We start from the raw sequence: 20,927 nt of genomic DNA, 5'->3' as shown, positions 1-20,927 counted from the left end.
CCTCCTGATCCCTATTCGATAATATTTTCCAGGCCGTATACAAGCACATCCAATTTCATGACGGTATCTACAGCAAGTTTGACTCCTGACATGAAGGACGCTCGATTAAAGGAATCATGCCGAACCGTCAATAGCTCTCCATCACTTCCGAAAAGCACCTGTTGATGGGCAACCAGCCCCGGTAGCCGTACACTGTGAATATGCATGCCATCTACATTTGCACCTCGTGCACCCTGGATGGTTTCTTTTTCATTAGGGTGCCCCTGTTGTTTTGTTTCACGTACTGCTGCAATCATGTCTGCCGTTTTGGAAGCAGTGCCAGAAGGTGCATCCAGTTTTTGATCATGGTGCATTTCAATGATTTCTACATCAGGGAAATATTTTGCAGCCATTTGGGAAAACTTCATCATCAAAATGGCTCCAATTGCAAAGTTTGGCGCGATGATGCAACCAATGCCCTTTTCTTTTGTTAATGAATCCAGCTTCGCTAAATCTTCCTTAGTAAAACCAGTCGTTCCCACAACAGGGCGTATGCCATGATTAAGTGCCGTTTCGGTATGGAACATTCCCACTTCCGGTGTGGTCAAATCAATCAAAACGTCCGCTTTTATAGAAGAAAAGCATTCATTTATATCCGAGAATACCGGTGCCTCAATGCCTTGAAAACCTTCTATCGCGGAGATGCTTTCCCCGTTATGCTTGCGGTCTATGACAGCTGCCAATTCAAACCCTTCTGTCCTATGTACAAGCTTCACCGCTTCATTTCCCATTCTGCCACGCGGGCCAGCTACAATCACTTTCACTTTACTCATCTTTACCTTCCTCCTCCATTTTATCTTCTTTTCTTGTCCATCTATCTTTATCGCGGGTTGTAAACTTTTCCATGACCAAATCATGCGAGTTTTGAAGGTCAATCCCTAAAGAATTCGCAAAACAAATCAACACAAAAAGCATGTCCCCTAATTCCGCTTCAATCGTATTCTCTTCCTCTGTTGCCTTCTTTGGTTTTTCACCATGGTAATGATTGACTTCCCTGGCCAATTCCCCAAGTTCTTCAGACATGCGGGCGAGCATGGCCAGCGGGCTGAAATACCCTTCTTTAAATTGTCCTATGTATTGGTCGACTTCCGCTTGCATTTGTTGGATCGTCTTATGCTTTTCCATATCGTCACCCATTCTTGATTTTCGTTTACAAACATCATACCTTCTCCATGTTAGCTAAAAGTGAAACAGATGACAACAGATACGTTCGTGAATCAAAATTGCCCATAGTTGGTTAATTAGTTATAATAAGTAAATTGATGATATGCAAACCTTTGGAGGTATGGGACATGCTTTTGGGCTTAAAATTGAAAAATATTATATTCATCCTTTTTGGGGCTGGAATATTCGCTTTTGGCCTCGTGCATTTTAACATGCAGAACAACTTGGCCGAGGGCGGATTCACCGGTCTCACCTTGATTATATATCAACTTATCGGAATAAATCCTTCTTATTCTAATTTGATTTTGAATATCCCCTTATTTTTAATAGGGTGGAAATATTTAGGGCGCACATCTTTCTTTTATACGATTATCGGCACGGTCGGCCTGTCCGTTTGGCTTTGGATATTCGAGAGATACGAATTTAAAATCGATCTCGGAAACGATTTGATGCTGGTGGCATTGTTTGCCGGGGTTTCTGTTGGTGTCGGGCTTGGCATCATCTTTCGTTACGGCGGGACAACAGGCGGAGTTGATATCATCGCCCGTTTTGCCCATCGTTACTTGGGGGTGGGCATGGGACGGACCATGTTCATCTTTGATGCCGTCGTCATTGGCCTATCCATCTTAACCTACCTTGATTACCGGCAAGCGATGTATACCCTCGTTGCCGTATTTATAGGTGCAAGAGTAATCGACTTTATGCAAGAAGGAGCCTATGCTGCTAGAGGTGCCATGATCATTAGTGATAAAAACAAGCAAATTGCTGAAAAAATCATGAATGATATGGAGAGGGGCGTAACCGTATTAAGGGGATATGGGTCCTTTACACGCAATGACCGGGAAGTACTCTACTGTGTTGTTGGTAAAAATGAACTAGTCCGCTTAAAGAATGCCATAACATCGGTGGACCCTCATGCATTTGTATCTGTAAGTGAAGTGCATGATGTATTGGGTGAGGGCTTTACCCTTGATGAAAACAAGAATCCCATTGAAAGGTAATCCTTTTATTTGCGGCAACCGATGGAATGCAATCCTTATCAATGATGCCCTACTAACTGAATTTTATTAGCAATGTGCAGCATATACTTTTAAAAAATAAAAAAGGACCCCATCCTAAGATGGAGTCCTTTTTCATTTTAATCCTCTTCCCTCATTCCTGTATACATAAGCAGAAGACGAACTAATTCCAGTACGGCTACAAGAGCGGCAGCAACATAAGTCATCGCAGCGGCACTTAATACTTTTTTCGTTTCCCGTTCTTCATCATTCCGGATGACCCCAGCCGAAACGAGTTGATCCATCGCCCGGGAAGAAGCATTGAATTCGACAGGCAGGGTTATCACTTGGAACAATACAGCGGCTGCCATGAATACGATGCCCGCCAATAGCAGCCCAGGGATTGAAGCTAACATCCCGATTAAAATCAAAATCCAAGATATATTAGAGCCAAAATTAGCTACCGGTACTAATGCATGGCGAAAACGAAGGAATGCATATGCTTCTTTATCTTGAATCGCATGTCCAACTTCATGGGCTGCAACCGCTACACCTGCAACTGAATGGCCGTGATAGTTTTCAGATGATAAACGCACCGTTTTATCCCTTGGGTCATAATGATCAGAAAGCATTCCAGGTGTCTCTTCGACCCTGACATTGAACAGTCCATTTTGGTCCAAGATTGCCCGCGCCGTCTCCGCACCATTCATACCAGAAGAGGCCGATACCTTTGAATATTTTTTATACGTGCTTTTCACTTTCATTTGTGCATAAATCGGGATTAAAATGATAATCGCCAAATAAATGAAATACATGGTATCCTCCTATAACTATTATTACCCTTAATTCTATGGATTGAAGGCAACCGTGTCAAATATAGTGTTCTCTTCCCGTGTCTTTTTAATCATTATGTTCTTTCCTTGGTTTTTCCCTATCACCTTTATATTTTCTCCAGCCTACATATGAAAGCGTCATGATAATGATTGAGCCTGTCGATATGATGACCCACCAAAGGGAAGGATCTGTATCATCTTCCCCCATTTCATCAAAAATGGAGCTTAGTTCGTTTTGCAGCGCATCCAGTTCCTTTTGACTTTCTCCATCGCTGATTACTTCAGGACGGTATTGGTTGATGTATTGGATCCTCGTGTCCAGTTGCTGCATCGTTTCTTTAGAAAGGTCGACTTTCAAGCTTGGGTAAATCATTTCATATTGTGATAGGAATAAGTTCAATTGGCTATTGAATGTAATTGTGTCTTGATTGATCGCGGCGTTCTTTGTTTGCTGGAACGAATTCATCATTTGATCCTCCATCTCTGTCCAAAGAGGCTGATGAGTAGACTTGACCGCATCAACAACTAGCCTGAACTTCGTAACAGAATTAACCTTTTCAGAATCTCCCTTGTTCATATCCTTTATTGTCATCAACGCCTCATTATGAGCTACAGTGATAATTCGAAGTTCGTCCATGTCCAGGATCTGCTCTTTCGCTGTCTCTTTTAAAAACCGGTCAGAGAAAAACGTCAACATCTTTTCTGAATCTCCATATCGCTTCAACTTGGTCATTTCCAAGGCTCTATCGGAAATGTCATCTAATTGCTCCAAACTTGAAGAGGATTCTGCATAGACAGGGAAATGTAAGACGACAAATAAAACAGCAATGGTTAATATGAATTTTTTCAACATGCTACTCGTCCCTCCTCATATCTCTACTAAAACGATATGAAAGAAAAAACATGAGTAGACCTCGTTCAACATAAAAAAGTTAACCATGCTTTTACAAAGCTGTATTTAGAGTTAACTTTTTAATGGATGAAGGATAGGGTTATTCGCTTATCTCTATATCCAAAGTACCAGCCGACAAAAATGGAAAGCAGGCTGAGCCAAAAAGTGAAATAACCTATCGAATTCATATATACCAATAAATCACGGTATATCGGCATCATTTCAAAAACATAATCGATGATGTCATTATGTATGGTCCAAATCCCCGCCACTATCATATGCCAAGGTTTTATCCGATAAAATGGGGCATATAATACACCTTGAATCGCCATCCCCAAATGAGAAGCCATTAACATATAACCTTCCCATGGCAACGAACCTGTTGTCACTAAGGTCATCAAATTCATTACAACTGCCCATATGCCATATTTGAATAGTGTTATGATCGCCAAAGCTTCCATAAGCCCGAAATTCCTTCTTAATAGGAACCCCACCAAAACAAATACAAAAAACAGGCTGGCTGTCGGGCTGTCCGGGACAAATGCCATAAAAATCGCCGGAGTGCTTTCCAATTGACTGCCGTACCAATAATATCCATAAGCAGTTCCGAATATATTTATTAATAATAACAAAACGAGCATTTGCCGATTTGCAAGCCAACTGTAAATAACATTCATTCTTTTACCCTCACTTACATTCTCATGTATACTCATTTTACAGGCCATCAACCAGAAAACCAAGTTTTCATTTCAATTTCTTCTCATTAACGCTTCAATTTACCAATAAAAAAGCCGACAACCGTGGTCGTCAGCTTCTTTTGCAGCATATGAAAGAAAATCTGTTGATGGCTATATTATTTTGTCGATAAACCTGATACAAATTCAGCTAATGTCTTCAACTCTTCATCTGTACCTTTGAACATGCCAGCTGGCATGGCGCCTTGGCCTTTGACAGCGATCTTAGAGATTTCTTCTGGCTTTAAACCAGTGTCAATTAAGCTTGGGGCTCCTGCTCCACCAGTTAACTCTGCTCCGTGACAGCTGATACAGCCATTGGAATCCATCAATTTATACCCATCGCTCTCTTTATCAATGTCTGCACCTTCCACGATCGCTCCTTGCTTCTTGGAAGCTTCCCAATCGTGATGGGCTGCGGACTCCCATGTTAAATAGAAAACGCCGGCAATTGCCAATAACATGAAGCCTACAGCAAAAGGACGTTTCGCCGGGCTACGCTCTGGACCACGATCTAGAAAAGGTGCCAAGAGCAATGCCCCGAAAGCCAAACCAGGTATTACCATTGACCCGATTGCATTATATGGACCTGAAGCATAAGTATACTTAAGTAATTGGTAAAGGAATAGGAAATACCAGTCAGGCAGCGGAATATACCCTGTATCTGTAGGATCTGCTATCCTTTCCAATGGTGACGGATGCGCGATTGTCAGGCAAAGATAACCAACAAGAAATACAGCTCCTACCATCCATTCTTTTAAAAGGAAATTAGGCCAAAATGCTTCAGTTTTCCCAGGATATTCTGAATAATCTTTCGGAATATTCGGTTTACGGTTTGCGGAGATACGCGAGTCACCTACGAATTTCATACCTTTCCCACGATGCATTGAACAATTCCCCTCCTTTATGAAAAGGTTTTTTTGGTTTTTGGTTCACCATTTTTTTATAGCGGACCTGAAATACCTTGTTTTCGGATCATCAGGAAATGAGCCGCTAGTAAAGCAAATAATGCTGCTGGCAGGAAGAATACATGGATTGCAAAGAATCGTGTCAATGTCTGTGCTCCAACGATGGTTGGATCTCCTGCTATCAACGTCTTGAGTGCCGGTCCCATCAATGGTACCGATTCGACAATTGTCAAAGTAACTTTCGTTGCGAATAGCGCTTTCATATCCCATGGCAATAAATAACCAGTCAAGCCTAATGCCAGCATGATGAAGAAAATCAATACGCCGACCATCCAGTTCAATTCACGCGGTTTTTTGTAAGCTCCCTGGAAGAAGACACGAAGAGTATGTAAAAACATCATAACGATAACTAGACTTGCTCCCCAGTGATGCATACCACGGACAATTTGACCGAAGGCAACTTCATTTTGCAAATAATAAACAGATTCCCAAGCGTTTTTAATGTCCGGGACATAGTACATCGTCAAGAACATGCCTGACAAGATTTGGATGACCGTAATAAAGAAAGTTAACCCGCCAAAACAATATACGAATGCAGAAAAATGATGTGCGGGGTTAACATGTTCAGGAACCTCATGGTCAGCAATATCCCGCCATAATGGCGTAATATCTAAACGCTCGTCCACCCAGTCATATAACTTTGTTAGCAATGTTTACGCCTCCCCATGCGGTTTTAGTTGACCCAAATAAAGTATTCCATCTTTTTCTTTCGTGTCAAAGACATCCAATGGTGAAACAGGCGGAGTCCCTTTCACATTCATCCCATCTTTCGTATACCTGCCATAATGGCAAGGACAGAAAAATTGATTCGGATTAGTCTTATCCGTATTCCAACCTACCGTACAGCCTAAATGTTTACAGATTGGAGATAAAGCCACGATCTTGCCATCATCCGTTTTGTAAACCCATGCTGTATTTGTTTCTTCAGACTCATACCACCCATCGACCTGTTTAAAACTAAAGTCGACACGGGTTGGTTCGGTAGTCAGTTCACCCACCTTCTGTTTAGTTGCAACGTAATCCCCGCCTTTATCAGCTGATAATACAGGATCAATTGCAAACCTAACCATAGGCATCAACATACCGGCCGCCATAAATCCACCAACGCCAGTAAGTGTGTAATTAAGGAATTGACGTCGTGAAACATTATGCTTGCTCATGCGTTTTCCCCCCCTCTATTACTATACTGAGAGCCCAAAGGACCAATAAATAGCGACACTATAAAACTAGGACATTTCCATGATATCTCAATAATTTACCAAGGTCAATATTTGTAAAACCCAAAAGGTGGCAACAATGTGTCAAATAATGCGAAAAATCCTACTTTTTTTCATTTTTCCAATTATAAGAGAAAATATCAAGTATTTGGAGAACTTGCTGGTTAATCATTTCCCTTGCTTGTTCAATTTCAAGCCCATCGAGGGGGATGGCAGGTATCCATACTAAATTATTTTCTAATTCCCGCTCTTCCTTTTTCCACTCAAAATCCGATGTAAGAAAAAAAACATGCTCGAAATCATTTTCCCTCACTTCATTGGCCCAACGCTTTAACCGATCGACCTTGCCCATTTCATCACTTATATAATGAAAGGTTGGCAATAAAAGGATTCTCCCTTTCATCTGCTTTTCAATTTCCAAGCTTAAAATGGTAAGAAATTCATTCATTGAGCCCGATTGCTTCATTTGCCCTTTAAAAGATAGGGGAACCAAAGGAATCAAAACGGTATCCACGTACTCTTTTGACTGCATATACATGTCAAGATCTTTTGCTGTCCACTTCATGTTTTTCTTCACTCCCGATTTTTTGAATCAACTCCTTTTCATTTTACCATTATTTTTATAACATCTTTACCATATACCCATAGTCTTTACAAAAATGTGGATTTTATCAATGTTTTATAAAAAATAAAAACCTTTCCTGATTACGGAAAGGTCAATTTATTTTATCCAAGTACTTTTAATTGATTCAATTGTTCTGTTAAGTTCTTAAATGCTTGTTCATCATGCTTATCAAGTGCTTCATCGATCTCCTTAAGCAGACGGTCCCTTTGAAAATACAACATGCTTCTTTCTAAAAATTGTTCAGCGAGAAGCTGGTCTTTTTCATTGGATGCAGTTGATTTCGGCATGAAGGGATTGTGCTCGAGTACCGCTGCATATTGATAGGAAGAGTAAGACGATTTAAAATTCAGCTGAATATAAATGTCTTCATCCCGATTTAAACGGATATCATGAAATGATTTCTCTGCATCGGTCGTCATGATATTGGACTTATAGAACCTGAAAGGGACCTCATCCACACAATGTGTCGACATGATCAGTCCACGTGGGCAATATTGTGCATTTTCTACAAAATGAACCTTTTTCATTAGTTGATCATGACTCATTAAGTAATTCAATATCCATACGCATTCTCTTCGTTTCAGTTGATAATGATTTAAAAACCACCGAATAAAATCCTTCTTCTCATTCACAGAAACAGGGGCAGCCACCATGAATTCCCTCCTCTGTCTTGATTTAGTTTTGTTTCACTTATCTACATTTCATTCGTGCTTTCGCCTAGCCGCTCCAAAATCATTGCATACTCATCATTCGCCGGGTTCATCTCAAGCAGCTTATTAAATACTTCTCTAGATGTGGCTCTGTCTCCTTCTTCAATTAAAAAGAAACCATAATCTTCAAGGAAATCTTGATTGTTCTTGAATGAATTATATGCTTTATGATAGCTGGTTAATGACTCTTTAAATTGTTCGGTTTGCTGATAAGATACAGCAGCTATCCATTCAAACTGCGGATCATCCTCCCCATATCGCCTTACTTCACCAATACACTCCAATACATCTTCATACCTTTCGTGGTGCATATACAATTTCAATAGGGTGAGTGCAGCTTCCAGGTAGCCCGGATCAATGGCAAGTGCTTCTTTAAATAGATTTTCCGCCTCTTCATCAAGCCCGCTTTTCAAAGCTATTTTTCCGCCGAAGAAATAAAGTTCCTTATTGAATTCATCAGCCTTGATTCCTTCTTTGACCGTTTTCAAGGCATTTTCCAGATCTTCAAGGTGTTCATAACTCTTTGCCAGGTACAAATATAGAGAATGGTATTCATGATCTAATTCTTTCAGTTCAATAAACTTTCGTACGGCTGTCTCATAAAGACCTGCCTGAAAAGCTGTAAATGCATATTCAAATAGGGTATTGATTTCAAGTCCAGCCTGTAAGGCCTTTTCAAAGTGCGGAAGGGCCTCCTCGAACTTCCCTGAACTGCTTAATGCTTCAGCAAGCCTCTGATTGACATTAACACCAGCGATTTCATGTTCCTGTTCCAAAACCTTTATGTAATTTGCAATGGCTTCTTGATCCCTTCCTTGATGGAAGAACAATTCAGCTAGTGCAAAATCAATGATGATCTCATCTGGCAGCATTTCCTTGGCTTGCTGTAATTTCCGTTCGCTGACCTCATCCATCCCCTGTAATTGATAAAGGTCCGCTTCCAAAAGCAAAGCACTTGGATATACTTCATCATCTGCACTTACCTTTTCGAGCAATAGCATCGCTTCATCTTCCTGGTCCATGTCAATAAGGATTTCCGCCAACGAAACAATCAATTCTCCTTCATCGGGATAGAGCTGCAGCAGATGTTCAAAAAGATCCTTTGCCTCCTCCGCAAAACCAAGCTGGAGCATTTCTTCGGCCAGCAACAATATGTCCTCTGCTGACTCTGATGATTTAATTCGATTTATATGTTTAAGAGCTTCTGTTAATTCCCCTTTTTTTAAATGCTGTATAACTTGTTCCACTGTGTTCATTGTTGAATCCTTCCTTTTGCATGATAGACTTGGTCCCCTAGTCATACACACTCACGCCATAATGTAACATATTCTTCCATTAAGAACAAAATACCATGTAATCGCGAGATGCATAGTAAACAGTATTCATAAGTTTACCATACTGTAGCCCTGTATTCCATTGATGAAGTCCCCTCCCATTCTCATTAAAAAAAGGTTACTAGTTAATTCTCCACACTACGTTAAATCTCCTTTTTGATCATGAACCCCTTTTTCATAATTTTCATGACCAAACAGGTATAAAAACGCTCGAATGTTAGCGCTTTCAATACTTTTAAGCATTTAAAAAAAGTTTACAGACCAAATAAGGTATGTAAACTTTTTTTATTTATTTTATCAATTGACTCAAATGCCCAAAAAATTGTGGATATGATACATCTATGGCATCAGGGTCCGCAAGTTCCACTTCCCCATCCGTTATCAAAGCCGCTACAGCAAGCATCATCCCGATACGATGGTCTCCATGGCTTGTAACCTTACCTCCGTTAAGGGCTTTATTACGTCCTTTGATGATCAATCCGTCTGCTGTCGGGGTTATATCCGCCCCAAGTATGGAGAGCTCATTTGCAACAGTATCAATTCGATTCGTCTCTTTCACTTTAAGTTCCGCTGCATCCTTGATTGTCGTTATCCCTTCAGCCTGCGTTGCCAGAAGTGCAATTACAGGTATTTCATCGATGAGACGGGGAATTAGATCACCGCTGATGGTCGTCCCTTTTAGTCGGGAGCTTCTGACAGTGATGTCTCCTGCAGGTTCACCCTCGCTCGTCTTCTCCTCTATCGTAATATCCGCCCCCATCGTTTTCATGACTTCGATGATTCCAGTCCTTGTCGGATTAAGGCCCACATTCTTTAACACCACTTCACTATTTTCCGTAATCGCTGCAGCCACCATGAAGAAAGCCGCCGAAGAAATATCACCCGGCACATGAATGGCGGTCCCTTTGAAAACTTGGTTTCCGCTTACTTTAATCGTGTGACCGTCCTTTTCGATTTTTCCGCCAAACTCCTGGATCATTCGTTCTGTATGATCACGGGTCTCTTCCGGTTCGATAATGGTCGTTTCACCTTCCGCCTGTAAACCAGCCAAGATTATCGCTGATTTTACCTGCGCACTTGCTACTGGCAATTCATAGCGAAACCCTTTTAATTTGCCTCCTCTTATGAAGAGCGGGGTGTATTCGGCACCTTTTCGGCCATCAATGATCGCTCCCATCTGGCGAAGAGGGTTGACCACCCGGGTCATCGGACGTTTGGCTATCGATTCGTCACCTGCCAAAACGGCCGAAAATTGCTGTCCTGCCAAAATGCCCATCATTAACCTGATCGTGGTACCGGAATTTCCGACATCCAGTACAGACTCAGGTTCCTTTAATCCATTGAAACCTTTGCCTTCAATTTTGACGTGCTGGCCATCTTGTTCAATATGGACTCCAAGCTGCTTAAAACAGGAAATCGTACTTAAACAATCCGCTCCTGGAAGAAAATTAGTGACTGTCGTTTCCCCCTCGGCAAGGGCTCCGAACATTATCGAACGATGGGAGACCGACTTATCTCCAGGTATGGCAATCGAACCACGTAATGTTTGGATGTTCGTTTGTAATTTTTTTGTATTCATAAAACCATCCTTCCCTATTAATATTATGCCAGGATCGTTTCATAATCTGTATATCTTGAAATACACTCCGAAGCTTTAATGCGGTCAACATCCGTTTGGAAGCTGATGACCAGCACACCGTATATCTCTTCCCTGGTTTCAATGATCCTTATGTTTGTAATGCTGATACCTTCTTGAGCCAAATATCCGGTAATCTCAGAAATTATTCCGGCATAATCCGGTATATCGATATATAAATCATAAAACGCTGGTATGGCACCCTTTGCGGATGTTGGCAAATCATCCCTGAAAATCTTGGCATCGGTAAAGAATCGAAGGATTTCTTCACTATTTTCATTCGCGACCAGACCTTTTATATGCTCCATTTCATTCAGCCAATCATTCATTAATTCAAGCAGCACATCCCGGTTATGTAACAAAATGTCACGCCACATTTCCGGACTGCTTGAAGCAATTCTTGTAATATCTCGGAATCCACCTGCTGCAAGCCTTGAAATCAACTTGTTTTCCTTACTGTAATTTTCTGCCTGCTTAACGAGCCCCGATGCGACAATATGCGGAAAATGACTAATGACCCCAGTCAACTTATCATGCGTGGCAGGACTCACAACCAGAAAGTTAGCTCTTGTCCCTTGCAGCCACCCTTTCAACTGCTCAACTTTTTCTTCTTCGATGGAATCTCCGGGAGTGAGCAAATAAAATGCATGTTCGAATAAATGCAATTTGGCTGCCGCAGCGCCGCTTTTATGGGAACCAGCCATAGGGTGCCCCCCGATGAAGGCCACCCCTTTATCTATCAATGGTTTTGCTGCCTTAACGACTGTATCCTTCGTACTTCCTGCATCCGATATGATGACATCACTTTTTAAATCCATATCGGCCAATTGAGCTAAAATCTTCACGGTTTCATTGACAGGCACAGCAAGGAGAATCAAATCAGCTTCACGTGCTCCCGCTTCCAAAGATGATACAGAATCATCAATGATCCCCAATAGCATCGATAGTTGAATATTCTTTTCACTTAGGTCCGTACCAACAATCACGGCTTCAGGATGTGCATGGCGTACAGCCATGGCCAGTGATCCGCCAATTAGACCTAGACCTATTACAAAAACCTTACCCTTCACTCTTCTCTCCCCCGCATCTGTTATGCCCCTCTAGGTTTGATGAAACGTTAAAGCAGCGAATCAGAAGGCGCCTCAACTTCATTCAAAAATGTTTTAATAGCATTCATCATTCCTTCATTTTCTTCAGTGGATCCGATCGTTACCCTCAGGCTGTTAGGAAAACCGAAAGATTTGCCCGACCTTGCGATGTACCCGCGTTCAAGCAAATATTGGAACACCACATCGGCATCCTGTTTAAAATGGATAAAGATGAAATTACCTTGGGACGGGTAAAAAGCTAAATTTTCCTCATTGCAAAATTCATAATACCGCTTGAGCCCTTTTTGATTTTCTTCCTTGCATTTTTCAATGAAGGCTTGATCTTCCAAAGCGACGATAGCGATATTCTGTGCAAATGTATTCACATTGAATGGCTCCCGGGATGGATCTAGTTTCTGAATAATATCTTCATCCGCCAAACCATACCCTACCCTAAAACTGGCAAGTCCATAAATTTTTGAGAATGTCCGGAGTATGATCAAATTTTTATATTTATTAATCCATTGATTCGTTCGCGGGTAATCCTCTGCTGTTGCATATTCACAATAAGCTTCATCCAAAACGATAAGAACATCTTCCGGCACTTTTTCGATGAACGATATTAAATCCTGCTCCGAAATGTATTTACCAGTTGGATTATTTGGTGTACAAAGCCAGACAACCGCTGTTTTTTCATCTATTGCTTTAAGCATTCCTTCTAGATCATGAGCACCGTCAATATGAGGAACTTCCCTGATTTCCGCACCTTCTAACGTGGCATTATGGCGATACTGCGAAAAAGTGCCTGTTGCCATGACCGTATTCTTTCCAGCTCCCAATAGACTCCTGGAGATGATTTGAATGTTCTCATCAGATCCATTTCCAAAAATAAGCTGAGTTTCTTTCACACCTGTATGTTTTGCTACAGCTTCCCTAAGCATCGTTGCATATCCATCCGGATAGATGGCAAAAGAATGGGTTGAATTCCTAACGGATTCCTTGACTTTTTCCGAACAGCCAAAAGGATTTTCATTTGAAGCTAATTTCGTAATTTTTTCCAACCCGTATAATTTTTTCACTTCATCGGTGGATTTTCCCGGTTGATAAGACTTCAAGGAAAGGACCGCTTCATTCCATTTCATGTCAATCACCTCTATATATATTTTTATCACTTTAAAGTAAGAAAGTGCGAGAATAGTATATCAAATTCATAGATTTAAAATCATCTTATATCTGATTTGTCAAATCTGGCCGCAATACCGTAGCCCCTGCCTGGTATACATGATGTATCTCTTTTTGGGATTTCGTCGTATTTACATGGATCATGACCCGGATGCAAAATGGCAAGGAATTGCTCACCGGTATTTCTTTCATGCATGTAACCGGTACATAAGTCCAGCCTTCGAAGTTCCTCAAGGCTTTGGCAGGGAAGACAGAACGAATCTCTTCCGTGGCTGAAAAAAATACAGAAGCTACCATATCGGGATCAATCTCGTTGATCTGAATGATCTCTGCCATCAACTTTTCGACAGCCGAAATCACTTCCATTTCTGTGTCTCTCTCTACTGTAGTGGCACCCCTTATTCCTCTAATCACACATAGTCCCCCTTCTTTAGAACTTTATATCATATCCGCCATTTCCTCTATCAGCTCAGAGTCGGCTATATCCATTAATAGCGGTGACCCCACTTCGTTTAAAAGAACAAAAGTAGCTGCATCATTGACCGATTTTTTGTCTGTTTTCATTAAATCAAGTAGCATTGCATGTTCAAGCCGTGTCGGAATGGTTATTTGATAACCTAAAGAAGAAACCCATTCAATAAACTCATCCAGTTTAAAATCGAGATCCACTTTCTTTCTGCTTAATTTAAGGGCATATACCATCCCGATTAAAATTGATTCCCCATGCGTAAAGTTTCCGTACCCCATTGAACTTTCCACTGCATGTCCAAGCGTATGACCAAAATTCAAAAAGGCACGAATGCCATTTTCCTTCTCATCCTCTTCGACAATTTTAGCCTTAATGCCAATTCCTTTTGTTATCATTGCCAGGAATTGCTCATCCGTAATATCATTCAAATCAACAATATTTGACTTTAACCATAGATAAAACTCGTTATCTGCTATCAAGGAATGTTTAATGACTTCCGCAAAGCCTGACCTTAATTCTTTAAGAGGGAGCGTTTTAAGAAATTCAAGATCATAAATGACCGCTTCAGGCTGATGAAAGGCCCCAATCATATTTTTCCCCAGCGGGTGATTGATGGCAACCTTGCCGCCCACTGCACTATCGTGGGCGAGCAAAGTCGTCGGAACCTGAATAAATGGAATCCCTCTCATAAAAGTGGCCGCAACGAATCCAGCCAAGTCACCGACTGCACCACCGCCAAGGGCTATTATCAATGACTTGCGATTAATCTGATGGGATAAGCAGAAGCTTTGGCATTCATAAAACACATCGAAGGTTTTCGCATGCTCCCCTTCCGGCACTACATGATGCAGGACCGTTTTTCCCGTCTTGATCAGGGCGTTTTTCACAGTCTCCAAATGAAGTGCCGCCACGTTCTCATCCGTTATGATCAGAATCTTGTTTAGATGGTTTAATTCATGTGTTATTAATTCTGGCAATTCATTTATTGCCTTCTTGCCAATTAAAACCGGATATTGCTTGGAAGCCGTTTTTATTTGGATGGATTCCATGATTAAAACCCCTTTACTTCTTCCCGGTATGATCTCATGTATTCTGCTAATTGCTCATACCGATCTGAAGGGAATTGATCAACGATGGCAGCCGCCAGCTCCCATGCCACTACCGCTTCAGCAACTACCGCTGCTGCAGGAACCGCACAACTATCGGAACGCTCGACACTTGCTTCAAACACTTCCTTCGTATCTATATCAACACTTTTCAAAGGTTTATATAAAGTCGGGATCGGCTTCATCACACCGCGCACAACGATTGGCATTCCAGTCGTCATACCGCCTTCAAAACCGCCAAGGCGATTGGTTCTCCGGTAATACCCCTGTTCTTCGTCCCATGCGATTTCATCATGGACATCACTGCCGAATAGATGGGCCGCTTCAAATCCAAGACCTATTTCCACACCTTTAAATGCATTGATGCTCATTATCGCCGCTGCTAGTTTTGCATCAAGCTTACGGTCATAATGCACATAACTTCCCACACCCACCGGCATTCCTTCCACAATGACTTCAACGATTCCGCCGATGGAATCTCCTTTTTGTTTCGCTTCATCAATTGCATCCTTCATCTGCTGCTCTACGTTTTTGTCAAAACATCTAACAGAAGATTCTTCCGTTACTTGTTGCAATTGCTGAATCGTTTCGTATTTTGGCGGTTCTGCCTTCACTCCGCCAATTTCCAAAACATGAGATGCCACTTCTATCCCCAATAAAGATAATAGCTTTTTAGCGACAGCGCCTGCCGCCACCCTTACTGTCGTTTCACGGGCTGAAGAGCGTTCCAGAACATTTCTCAAATCGCGGTGCCCATATTTAATCCCGCCGTTCAAGTCTGCATGACCTGGACGAGGCCGGGTGATTTTACGTTTAATTTCTTCAGCTTCCTCTTCCGAAAGCCCTTCACTTCCCATAATCTTTGTCCAATGCTTCCAGTCATCGTTCTCAACCACTAAAGCAACCGGTGAACCTAGTGTGTAGCCATGTCTGATTCCCGAAGAAATGAATGCCTGATCTTTCTCTATCTGCATCCTTCTTCCACGTCCATGGCCTTTTTGCCTGCGCCCTAATTCTTGGTTAATATCCTCATTCGAAATCGGCATTCCTGCCGGTAATCCTTCAATGATAGTAGTAAGTTGCGGACCATGTGATTCTCCCGCTGTTAAATATCTCATCTTCCAGCCCCCTTTTAGCACTTTAAAGTGTATATGTATCAATATACCACAATTTTATGAATTGTGGGTATATGTAAAACGTAAAAACCATATTGTTTGAATTTAATCACTTTTCTCTCTATTTTACAAGTACTTAAACATTTTCGATATAGTTTAATCTTTCAAATTTGAGTTCTACTGAATATGCCTTTACACGACAAACGAAAAAGGGACTGAATGCTCATGTACAGAATCAGTCCCTTTTTATCCAAAGTATTTACTTTTTCTTATAAAAAAATGTGTCGGCCGTTTCAAATTGATATTTTCCCGGGGGGAATATTTGCTCTGTACTTCCTACAAAAAAGACCCCGCCGCTTTTTAGTGATGCACTGAATTTTTCATATAATAAATTTTTGGCTTCTTCAGTGAAATAAATTAAAACATTACGGCAAACGATTAAATCGAACTCCTGTTCAAACCGGTCAGAGAGAAGGTTTTGCTTTTTAAATGTCACCCTTCTCTTGATTTCTTCATCGACACGATAAAACTCCGCCTTTTTTTCAAAGTATTTCCTTTTGATTTCTTCAGGTACTTCATTTAAGGAACGTTCAGGATACATCCCCAATTTCGCTCGCGCCAATACATTTTCATCCAAATCCGTCGCCAATATCTCTATCTGGCTAAGCGGGACCAGATTGGATAATATCATTGCAATCGTATATGGTTCCTCGCCAGTTGAACAGGCTGCACTCCAAATTTTCAACTTTTTTTTACTTGCTAATAAACCCGGAAGGATTTTCCGCTCCAACACTTCCCATCTTTTCGCATTTCTATAAAATTCGGAAACATTGATTGTCATTCTATCCAAAAACTCATTTAAAACTTCGGGATTGGCCTGAATGTCTTTATAGTATTCACGAAATGTATGATACCCTCTTTTTTCATATAGAGTTGTTAGTCGCCTTTTCATTTGCCCTTCCTTATATAATGCCAAATCAATGCCTGTCAACATTTTGATATTACGAATAAACTCTTCATATTCTTGAGGCATTCCTACGACTCCCCTGCACATAATTATTTTAACTGGTCCTTCCCTTTATATCGGAAAATGCCATATTTTCTTTAAACTAAAATAATTCCTCACCTTGCAGGGAAACTAAAAAAGCCATACAAAAAAAGCGGGTTCCATCGCATATTGACGAAGGAACCCGCTTTTTATAGAGTGATCGTATTAATTAATAAACCCACTCGCTTACAAGTTTAGAATATTCAACAATTTCTTCCTCTTTGAAGAATAAACCGATTTCACGTACAGCGCTTTCAGCTGAATCAGATCCGTGAATGATGTTTTTGCCTACAGTTACGGCAAAATCGCCACGAATTGTTGCTGCTGCTGCATCTTTAGGGTTAGTCGCACCCATCATTTGACGTGCTGTAGCGATTACGTTTTCACCTTCCCAAACCATTGCAAAGACAGGACCTGAAGTAATGAAGTCCACTAATTCGCCAAAGAAAGGACGTTCTTTGTGCTCGCCATAATGTTGCTCGGCCAATTCTTGAGAAATCACCATTAATTTTGCTCCTGCAAGAAGGAAGCCTTTCTTTTCAAAACGGGAAACGATTTCACCGATTAGATTGCGTTGTACGCCGTCAGGCTTAACCATTAAAAATGTTCTTTCCATGAATGTCACTCCTAATATGTATCATTGTTATTTGCCTATATAAGGCAATACTTTTAGAATATTACCATTGTTTGATGAGTTTCGCAACTCCCATTATCAAAACTTTCTTTTTCCGATATTTTTCGCGATGTCCGATAAAGTTTTTCTAGCTTTAATGGCAGGAAGGCCTTTCAATTCAGCAAAAGCCTTTTCTAAATACATATCACTGATCCTCGCTGCCTGTTCAATGGCACCGGAAGTTTTTATCGCATGGATTATATGGGACATTTCGTCTTTTGGCGTATCTTCCCGAACCGTTTCGATAAGCTTTTTTAGCTTTGGATCTTCCATAGCAATCAAAACGGGCAAAGTGATGTTCCCTTGAATCAAATCACTGCCGGCCGGTTTCCCAAGCTCTTCTTCCGAAGCTGTAAAATCCAATATATCATCGGTGATTTGATAGGACATACCGACATAATATCCGAATTTAAATAGCTTTTGATGAACCCTTTCTTCAACACCTGCTGAAATGGCTCCCAACTGGCAGCTGGATGCAATGAGCAATGCCGTTTTCCGTTTGATCCTTCTAAAGTATATCCGCCAATTCTGTTCGAAATTGTACTTATCTTTTATTTGTTCAATTTCCCCAAGACATAGTTCAACCATAGTATCAGCGAGAATTTGATGAGCAAGCGGAGACTCGATAACCGCCATCATTTCCAGTGCACGAGCAAAAATGAAGTCGCCTGTGTACATGGCGACACGATTATCCCATTTTGACTTAATGGTAGCCGATCCCCTGCGTAAATCCGCATCATCGACAACATCATCATGTACAAGGGAGGCCGTATGGATGAGTTCCAAAGTCGCTGCGACATGTTTTACGACATGAATATCATAGTTGCCAAACTTCGCACCCAATAGGACGAATACCGGACGGATCCGTTTTCCACCGGATTGCAGTAAATGCAGGGAAGCTTCCCTTAAAACCGTGGAATCCGCTTCAATTGCGGCTTCCAGTTCTTTTTCTATTAATTGCAAATCTGCATTCAAAAATGAATACATCATTTTAAATTTCATACATTCCACCCAGCTTTGTCCATTGCTATTCTGCTTATTTTGAAGGCTTGTACCCGAAGTGTGTTGCTGCTACCCCACCGAAATGGGCCTTATAACTGACATTTTCCATTCCTGCCTGCTTAAACATGTTTTCAAGCTTTTTCATCCCTGGGAAATCCCGGGCAGATTCCTGCAGCCATGAGTATTCACTATAGCTTTTTGCAAATAATTTGCCGAACATGGGCATGATGAAACGGAAATAAAAATAATAGCCCTGTTTAAAACCTAACATCGTTGGCTGTGAAGTATCCAGGCAAACGACCATTCCACCCGGCTTGGCTACACGGTTTAACTCTTTAAGCACCTGCATGTAATCAGGGACATTCCGCAGCCCGAAACCGATTGTGACAAAGTCAAAGCTATTATCCTCAAAAGGAAGCTCCATTGCATTCCCATGCATTAGGGACACTTGATCTAGATTGAGTTCATTCACCTTTTGTTCGCCGATTTTCAGCATGTTCTTACTAAAATCCAGACCAACAACCTTTCCTTCTGGTCCTACTTCATTAGCAAGGGCAATGGTCCAGTCCGCTGTTCCACAGCATACATCCAATGCATGGGCGCCTTTTGGGACATTCATGATGGCCATTGTAGCCTTCCGCCATTTAAGATGCTGTTTAAAGCTGATGAGGGAATTCATCTTGTCATAGTTTCCGTAGATCTTTTCAAAGACATGATGAACTTTTTGCTCCTTAGACTGCTCCATGATTCACCCTTCTTTCACATATGAATTTGCTATACTCTCTGTTTGTTCCAAGATGTCCTTCACTCTTTCCAGTAGCTCATCATCCAACTTTGCAAGCTTCCGCATCGAGCGCTCTACTGATTGCCTGGCATCCCACAGGCACTTGTCGAATTGGGTGCGGACCTGTTCTTCTTTTTCCGAAATGGGAACTTCCCCACCAATCGAGTCATCAAAAGGCATTTCCCTTAGGACATCAAAAACTATCGATCGACCCGAATTCATATACCTGCTCTTCTCGGCATGCAACCGTTTTAAAAGCAGCAGATCTTCCGATATTTCAATCCATGCAGGCTCACTATAGTAATCACCCAGCTTATGAATCAGCGAAGCCTCGATTGCTTTAATCGTCATTAAAAGCGTTGGTACATCATTAATGGAGCCTTGTTGGTAAAGGATGATTTTATTATCATTTATTTTTTTTATCGCGCTTGAAAGTATACGGATCATATCAACATTCCCTACACTGGCAAGCCCTTGATAATATAATCCACTATAGTAATCACCGGCAAGCACTTGCAATTGACGATTTTTCAATACCTCGGGCGACTCGATTCCTTCACCCGAATTCGAGACGATTTCATGGGTATCCAGAGCTATTTGCACTAACATGGTTGAAATGATATATTGATTCCGTTTTTCGCTTGTAACGTCCAAATCGTTAAACAATCCCCAAAGCAATATCAGTTTATCTTCGTCCAAGCTTGGCTCTTGTATATACTTCAATAAATATGGATGTTGAGCTTTCGTTTCTATTAATCGTTTTAATTGCCTTATGTCGTCAGTTATGTTTAACAATTGAGATCACCCTTGCATCCCCGAAAGATAATTTTTTTCATACATATTGGTTTCTGTCTGTGTAAAATACACATTATTATACCATAAAAACAATCAGATGAAATGGTCAACGTTTATAAAATGAAACTTCCAAAAATAAGGAAACCACCGTCTTTTGCTCTTCAAAAAAATGGATGCGGGAAATTTACAGCTTGTTAAACCCATATCAGATGATTGATTTACTGATTAACCAAGCATTGAGAAGCTTTCATTTATCAGGGGAATTCTTTTTGGAATCACTTTCTATCTCTCCGAATGGAGTATAGACCTTTGCATGGCCCCTGATTTTAATTGCCGAGGTATGTTCCGTGAATTGTGCGATCATCACCTCTCCAGAGTCAAGTTTTTCGGAATGATGAAACTTGGTGTCCGTTCCCCTTGTCAACCCGATGACATTCACACTATCTTCAATGGCTTTGATTACGACAAAATCATTCAGAATCTTTTTTTCATTCATTTTTTCCTGCCCCCATGTC

The 20,927-nt window shown here is 41.1% G+C and carries 24 protein-coding genes; 1 reads left to right on the top strand and 23 read right to left on the bottom strand.

What is annotated here, in order from left to right; genetic code table 11:
- Positions 1-11: 11 nt before the first annotated feature.
- On the bottom strand, positions 12-812 hold the full coding sequence (gene dapB, locus ACQKNS_RS14950) for a 4-hydroxy-tetrahydrodipicolinate reductase (RefSeq protein WP_427643909.1): 801 nt from the start codon (positions 810-812) through the stop codon (positions 12-14).
- On the bottom strand, positions 805-1,164 hold the full coding sequence (locus ACQKNS_RS14945; RefSeq protein ID WP_427643907.1) for a nucleotide pyrophosphohydrolase: 360 nt from the start codon (positions 1,162-1,164) through the stop codon (positions 805-807). Before ACQKNS_RS14945 ends, dapB begins: the two co-directional genes overlap by 8 nt.
- 167 nt (positions 1,165-1,331) lie before the next feature.
- Here ACQKNS_RS14945 and ACQKNS_RS14940 point away from each other — a divergent pair, with 167 nt between their 5' ends.
- Complete coding sequence (locus ACQKNS_RS14940; protein ID WP_427643905.1) at positions 1,332-2,204, top strand: YitT family protein; 873 nt, start codon at positions 1,332-1,334, stop codon at positions 2,202-2,204.
- Between the two features lie 137 nt (positions 2,205-2,341).
- Here the strand turns inward: ACQKNS_RS14940 and ACQKNS_RS14935 are convergent, their stop codons facing one another.
- The 21 genes from ACQKNS_RS14935 to mtrB all read right to left on the bottom strand — a co-directional run bounded on the left by ACQKNS_RS14935 (position 2,342) and on the right by mtrB (position 20,908).
- Positions 2,342-3,016: a zinc metallopeptidase gene (locus tag ACQKNS_RS14935; protein ID WP_427643904.1), complete on the bottom strand. Its 675-nt coding sequence runs from the start codon at positions 3,014-3,016 to the stop codon at positions 2,342-2,344.
- Positions 3,017-3,101: 85 nt separating this feature from the next.
- Positions 3,102-3,887 carry a sporulation protein YpjB gene (gene ypjB / locus ACQKNS_RS14930; RefSeq protein WP_427643902.1) on the bottom strand — a complete coding sequence of 262 codons (786 nt, stop codon included), beginning with the start codon at positions 3,885-3,887 and terminating at the stop codon, positions 3,102-3,104.
- A gap of 119 nt (positions 3,888-4,006) precedes the next feature.
- On the bottom strand, positions 4,007-4,603 hold the full coding sequence (locus ACQKNS_RS14925) for a DUF1405 domain-containing protein (protein WP_427643900.1): 597 nt from the start codon (positions 4,601-4,603) through the stop codon (positions 4,007-4,009).
- Positions 4,604-4,779: 176 nt separating this feature from the next.
- Positions 4,780-5,547 (bottom strand): c-type cytochrome, encoded by a 768-nt coding sequence (locus tag ACQKNS_RS14920; protein WP_427643898.1) that lies wholly within the window; start codon positions 5,545-5,547, stop codon positions 4,780-4,782.
- Positions 5,548-5,603: 56 nt separating this feature from the next.
- Positions 5,604-6,278, bottom strand: a complete 675-nt coding sequence (qcrB, locus tag ACQKNS_RS14915) for a menaquinol-cytochrome c reductase cytochrome b subunit (RefSeq protein WP_034307974.1) — start codon at positions 6,276-6,278, stop codon at positions 5,604-5,606.
- A 3-nt stretch (positions 6,279-6,281) separates the two neighbouring features.
- A complete protein-coding gene (locus tag ACQKNS_RS14910) occupies positions 6,282-6,788 on the bottom strand; it encodes a ubiquinol-cytochrome c reductase iron-sulfur subunit (RefSeq protein WP_034307977.1) in 507 nt (168 codons plus the stop codon).
- Between the two features lie 160 nt (positions 6,789-6,948).
- Positions 6,949-7,410 carry a YpiF family protein gene (locus tag ACQKNS_RS14905; RefSeq protein WP_427643896.1) on the bottom strand — a complete coding sequence of 154 codons (462 nt, stop codon included), beginning with the start codon at positions 7,408-7,410 and terminating at the stop codon, positions 6,949-6,951.
- Positions 7,411-7,571: 161 nt separating this feature from the next.
- Positions 7,572-8,123: a ReoY family proteolytic degradation factor gene (locus ACQKNS_RS14900; protein WP_063233222.1), complete on the bottom strand. Its 552-nt coding sequence runs from the start codon at positions 8,121-8,123 to the stop codon at positions 7,572-7,574.
- A gap of 41 nt (positions 8,124-8,164) precedes the next feature.
- Entirely contained in the window at positions 8,165-9,436 is a 1,272-nt protein-coding gene (locus ACQKNS_RS14895) for a tetratricopeptide repeat protein (RefSeq protein WP_427643894.1), read from the bottom strand.
- Between the two features lie 367 nt (positions 9,437-9,803).
- Entirely contained in the window at positions 9,804-11,093 is a 1,290-nt protein-coding gene (gene aroA / locus ACQKNS_RS14890) for a 3-phosphoshikimate 1-carboxyvinyltransferase (RefSeq protein ID WP_427643892.1), read from the bottom strand.
- A gap of 23 nt (positions 11,094-11,116) precedes the next feature.
- A complete protein-coding gene (locus tag ACQKNS_RS14885; protein WP_427643890.1) occupies positions 11,117-12,220 on the bottom strand; it encodes a prephenate dehydrogenase in 1,104 nt (367 codons plus the stop codon).
- A 47-nt stretch (positions 12,221-12,267) separates the two neighbouring features.
- Entirely contained in the window at positions 12,268-13,380 is a 1,113-nt protein-coding gene (hisC, locus tag ACQKNS_RS14880) for a histidinol-phosphate transaminase (protein WP_427643889.1), read from the bottom strand.
- 85 nt (positions 13,381-13,465) lie between these two features.
- Positions 13,466-13,834 (bottom strand): chorismate mutase, encoded by a 369-nt coding sequence (gene aroH, locus ACQKNS_RS14875; protein WP_427643887.1) that lies wholly within the window; start codon positions 13,832-13,834, stop codon positions 13,466-13,468.
- Between the two features lie 24 nt (positions 13,835-13,858).
- Positions 13,859-14,938 (bottom strand): 3-dehydroquinate synthase, encoded by a 1,080-nt coding sequence (aroB, locus tag ACQKNS_RS14870; protein WP_427643885.1) that lies wholly within the window; start codon positions 14,936-14,938, stop codon positions 13,859-13,861.
- A gap of 2 nt (positions 14,939-14,940) precedes the next feature.
- On the bottom strand, positions 14,941-16,113 hold the full coding sequence (gene aroC / locus ACQKNS_RS14865; RefSeq protein WP_427643883.1) for a chorismate synthase: 1,173 nt from the start codon (positions 16,111-16,113) through the stop codon (positions 14,941-14,943).
- A 256-nt stretch (positions 16,114-16,369) separates the two neighbouring features.
- Positions 16,370-17,143 carry a CheR family methyltransferase gene (locus ACQKNS_RS14860; protein WP_427643881.1) on the bottom strand — a complete coding sequence of 258 codons (774 nt, stop codon included), beginning with the start codon at positions 17,141-17,143 and terminating at the stop codon, positions 16,370-16,372.
- Positions 17,144-17,327: 184 nt separating this feature from the next.
- On the bottom strand, positions 17,328-17,774 hold the full coding sequence (ndk, locus tag ACQKNS_RS14855; protein ID WP_076365651.1) for a nucleoside-diphosphate kinase: 447 nt from the start codon (positions 17,772-17,774) through the stop codon (positions 17,328-17,330).
- Positions 17,775-17,870: 96 nt separating this feature from the next.
- On the bottom strand, positions 17,871-18,833 hold the full coding sequence (hepT, locus tag ACQKNS_RS14850) for a heptaprenyl diphosphate synthase component II (protein WP_427643879.1): 963 nt from the start codon (positions 18,831-18,833) through the stop codon (positions 17,871-17,873).
- A gap of 34 nt (positions 18,834-18,867) precedes the next feature.
- Positions 18,868-19,578, bottom strand: coding sequence for a demethylmenaquinone methyltransferase (locus ACQKNS_RS14845; RefSeq protein WP_427643877.1), 711 nt, complete (start codon positions 19,576-19,578; stop codon positions 18,868-18,870).
- Positions 19,579-19,581: 3 nt separating this feature from the next.
- Entirely contained in the window at positions 19,582-20,412 is an 831-nt protein-coding gene (locus tag ACQKNS_RS14840) for a heptaprenyl diphosphate synthase component 1 (RefSeq protein WP_427643875.1), read from the bottom strand.
- A gap of 247 nt (positions 20,413-20,659) precedes the next feature.
- Positions 20,660-20,908 carry a trp RNA-binding attenuation protein MtrB gene (gene mtrB / locus ACQKNS_RS14835; RefSeq protein WP_076365643.1) on the bottom strand — a complete coding sequence of 83 codons (249 nt, stop codon included), beginning with the start codon at positions 20,906-20,908 and terminating at the stop codon, positions 20,660-20,662.
- Positions 20,909-20,927: the final 19 nt, after the last annotated feature.

The sequence above is a fragment of the Peribacillus sp. NPDC094092 genome, assembly GCF_050279365.1.
In the GTDB taxonomy this organism is placed as follows: domain Bacteria; phylum Bacillota; class Bacilli; order Bacillales; family DSM-1321; genus Peribacillus.
Note: the sequence above shows the minus strand (reverse complement) of the source record. Positions and strands in the feature narration are given on the sequence as shown.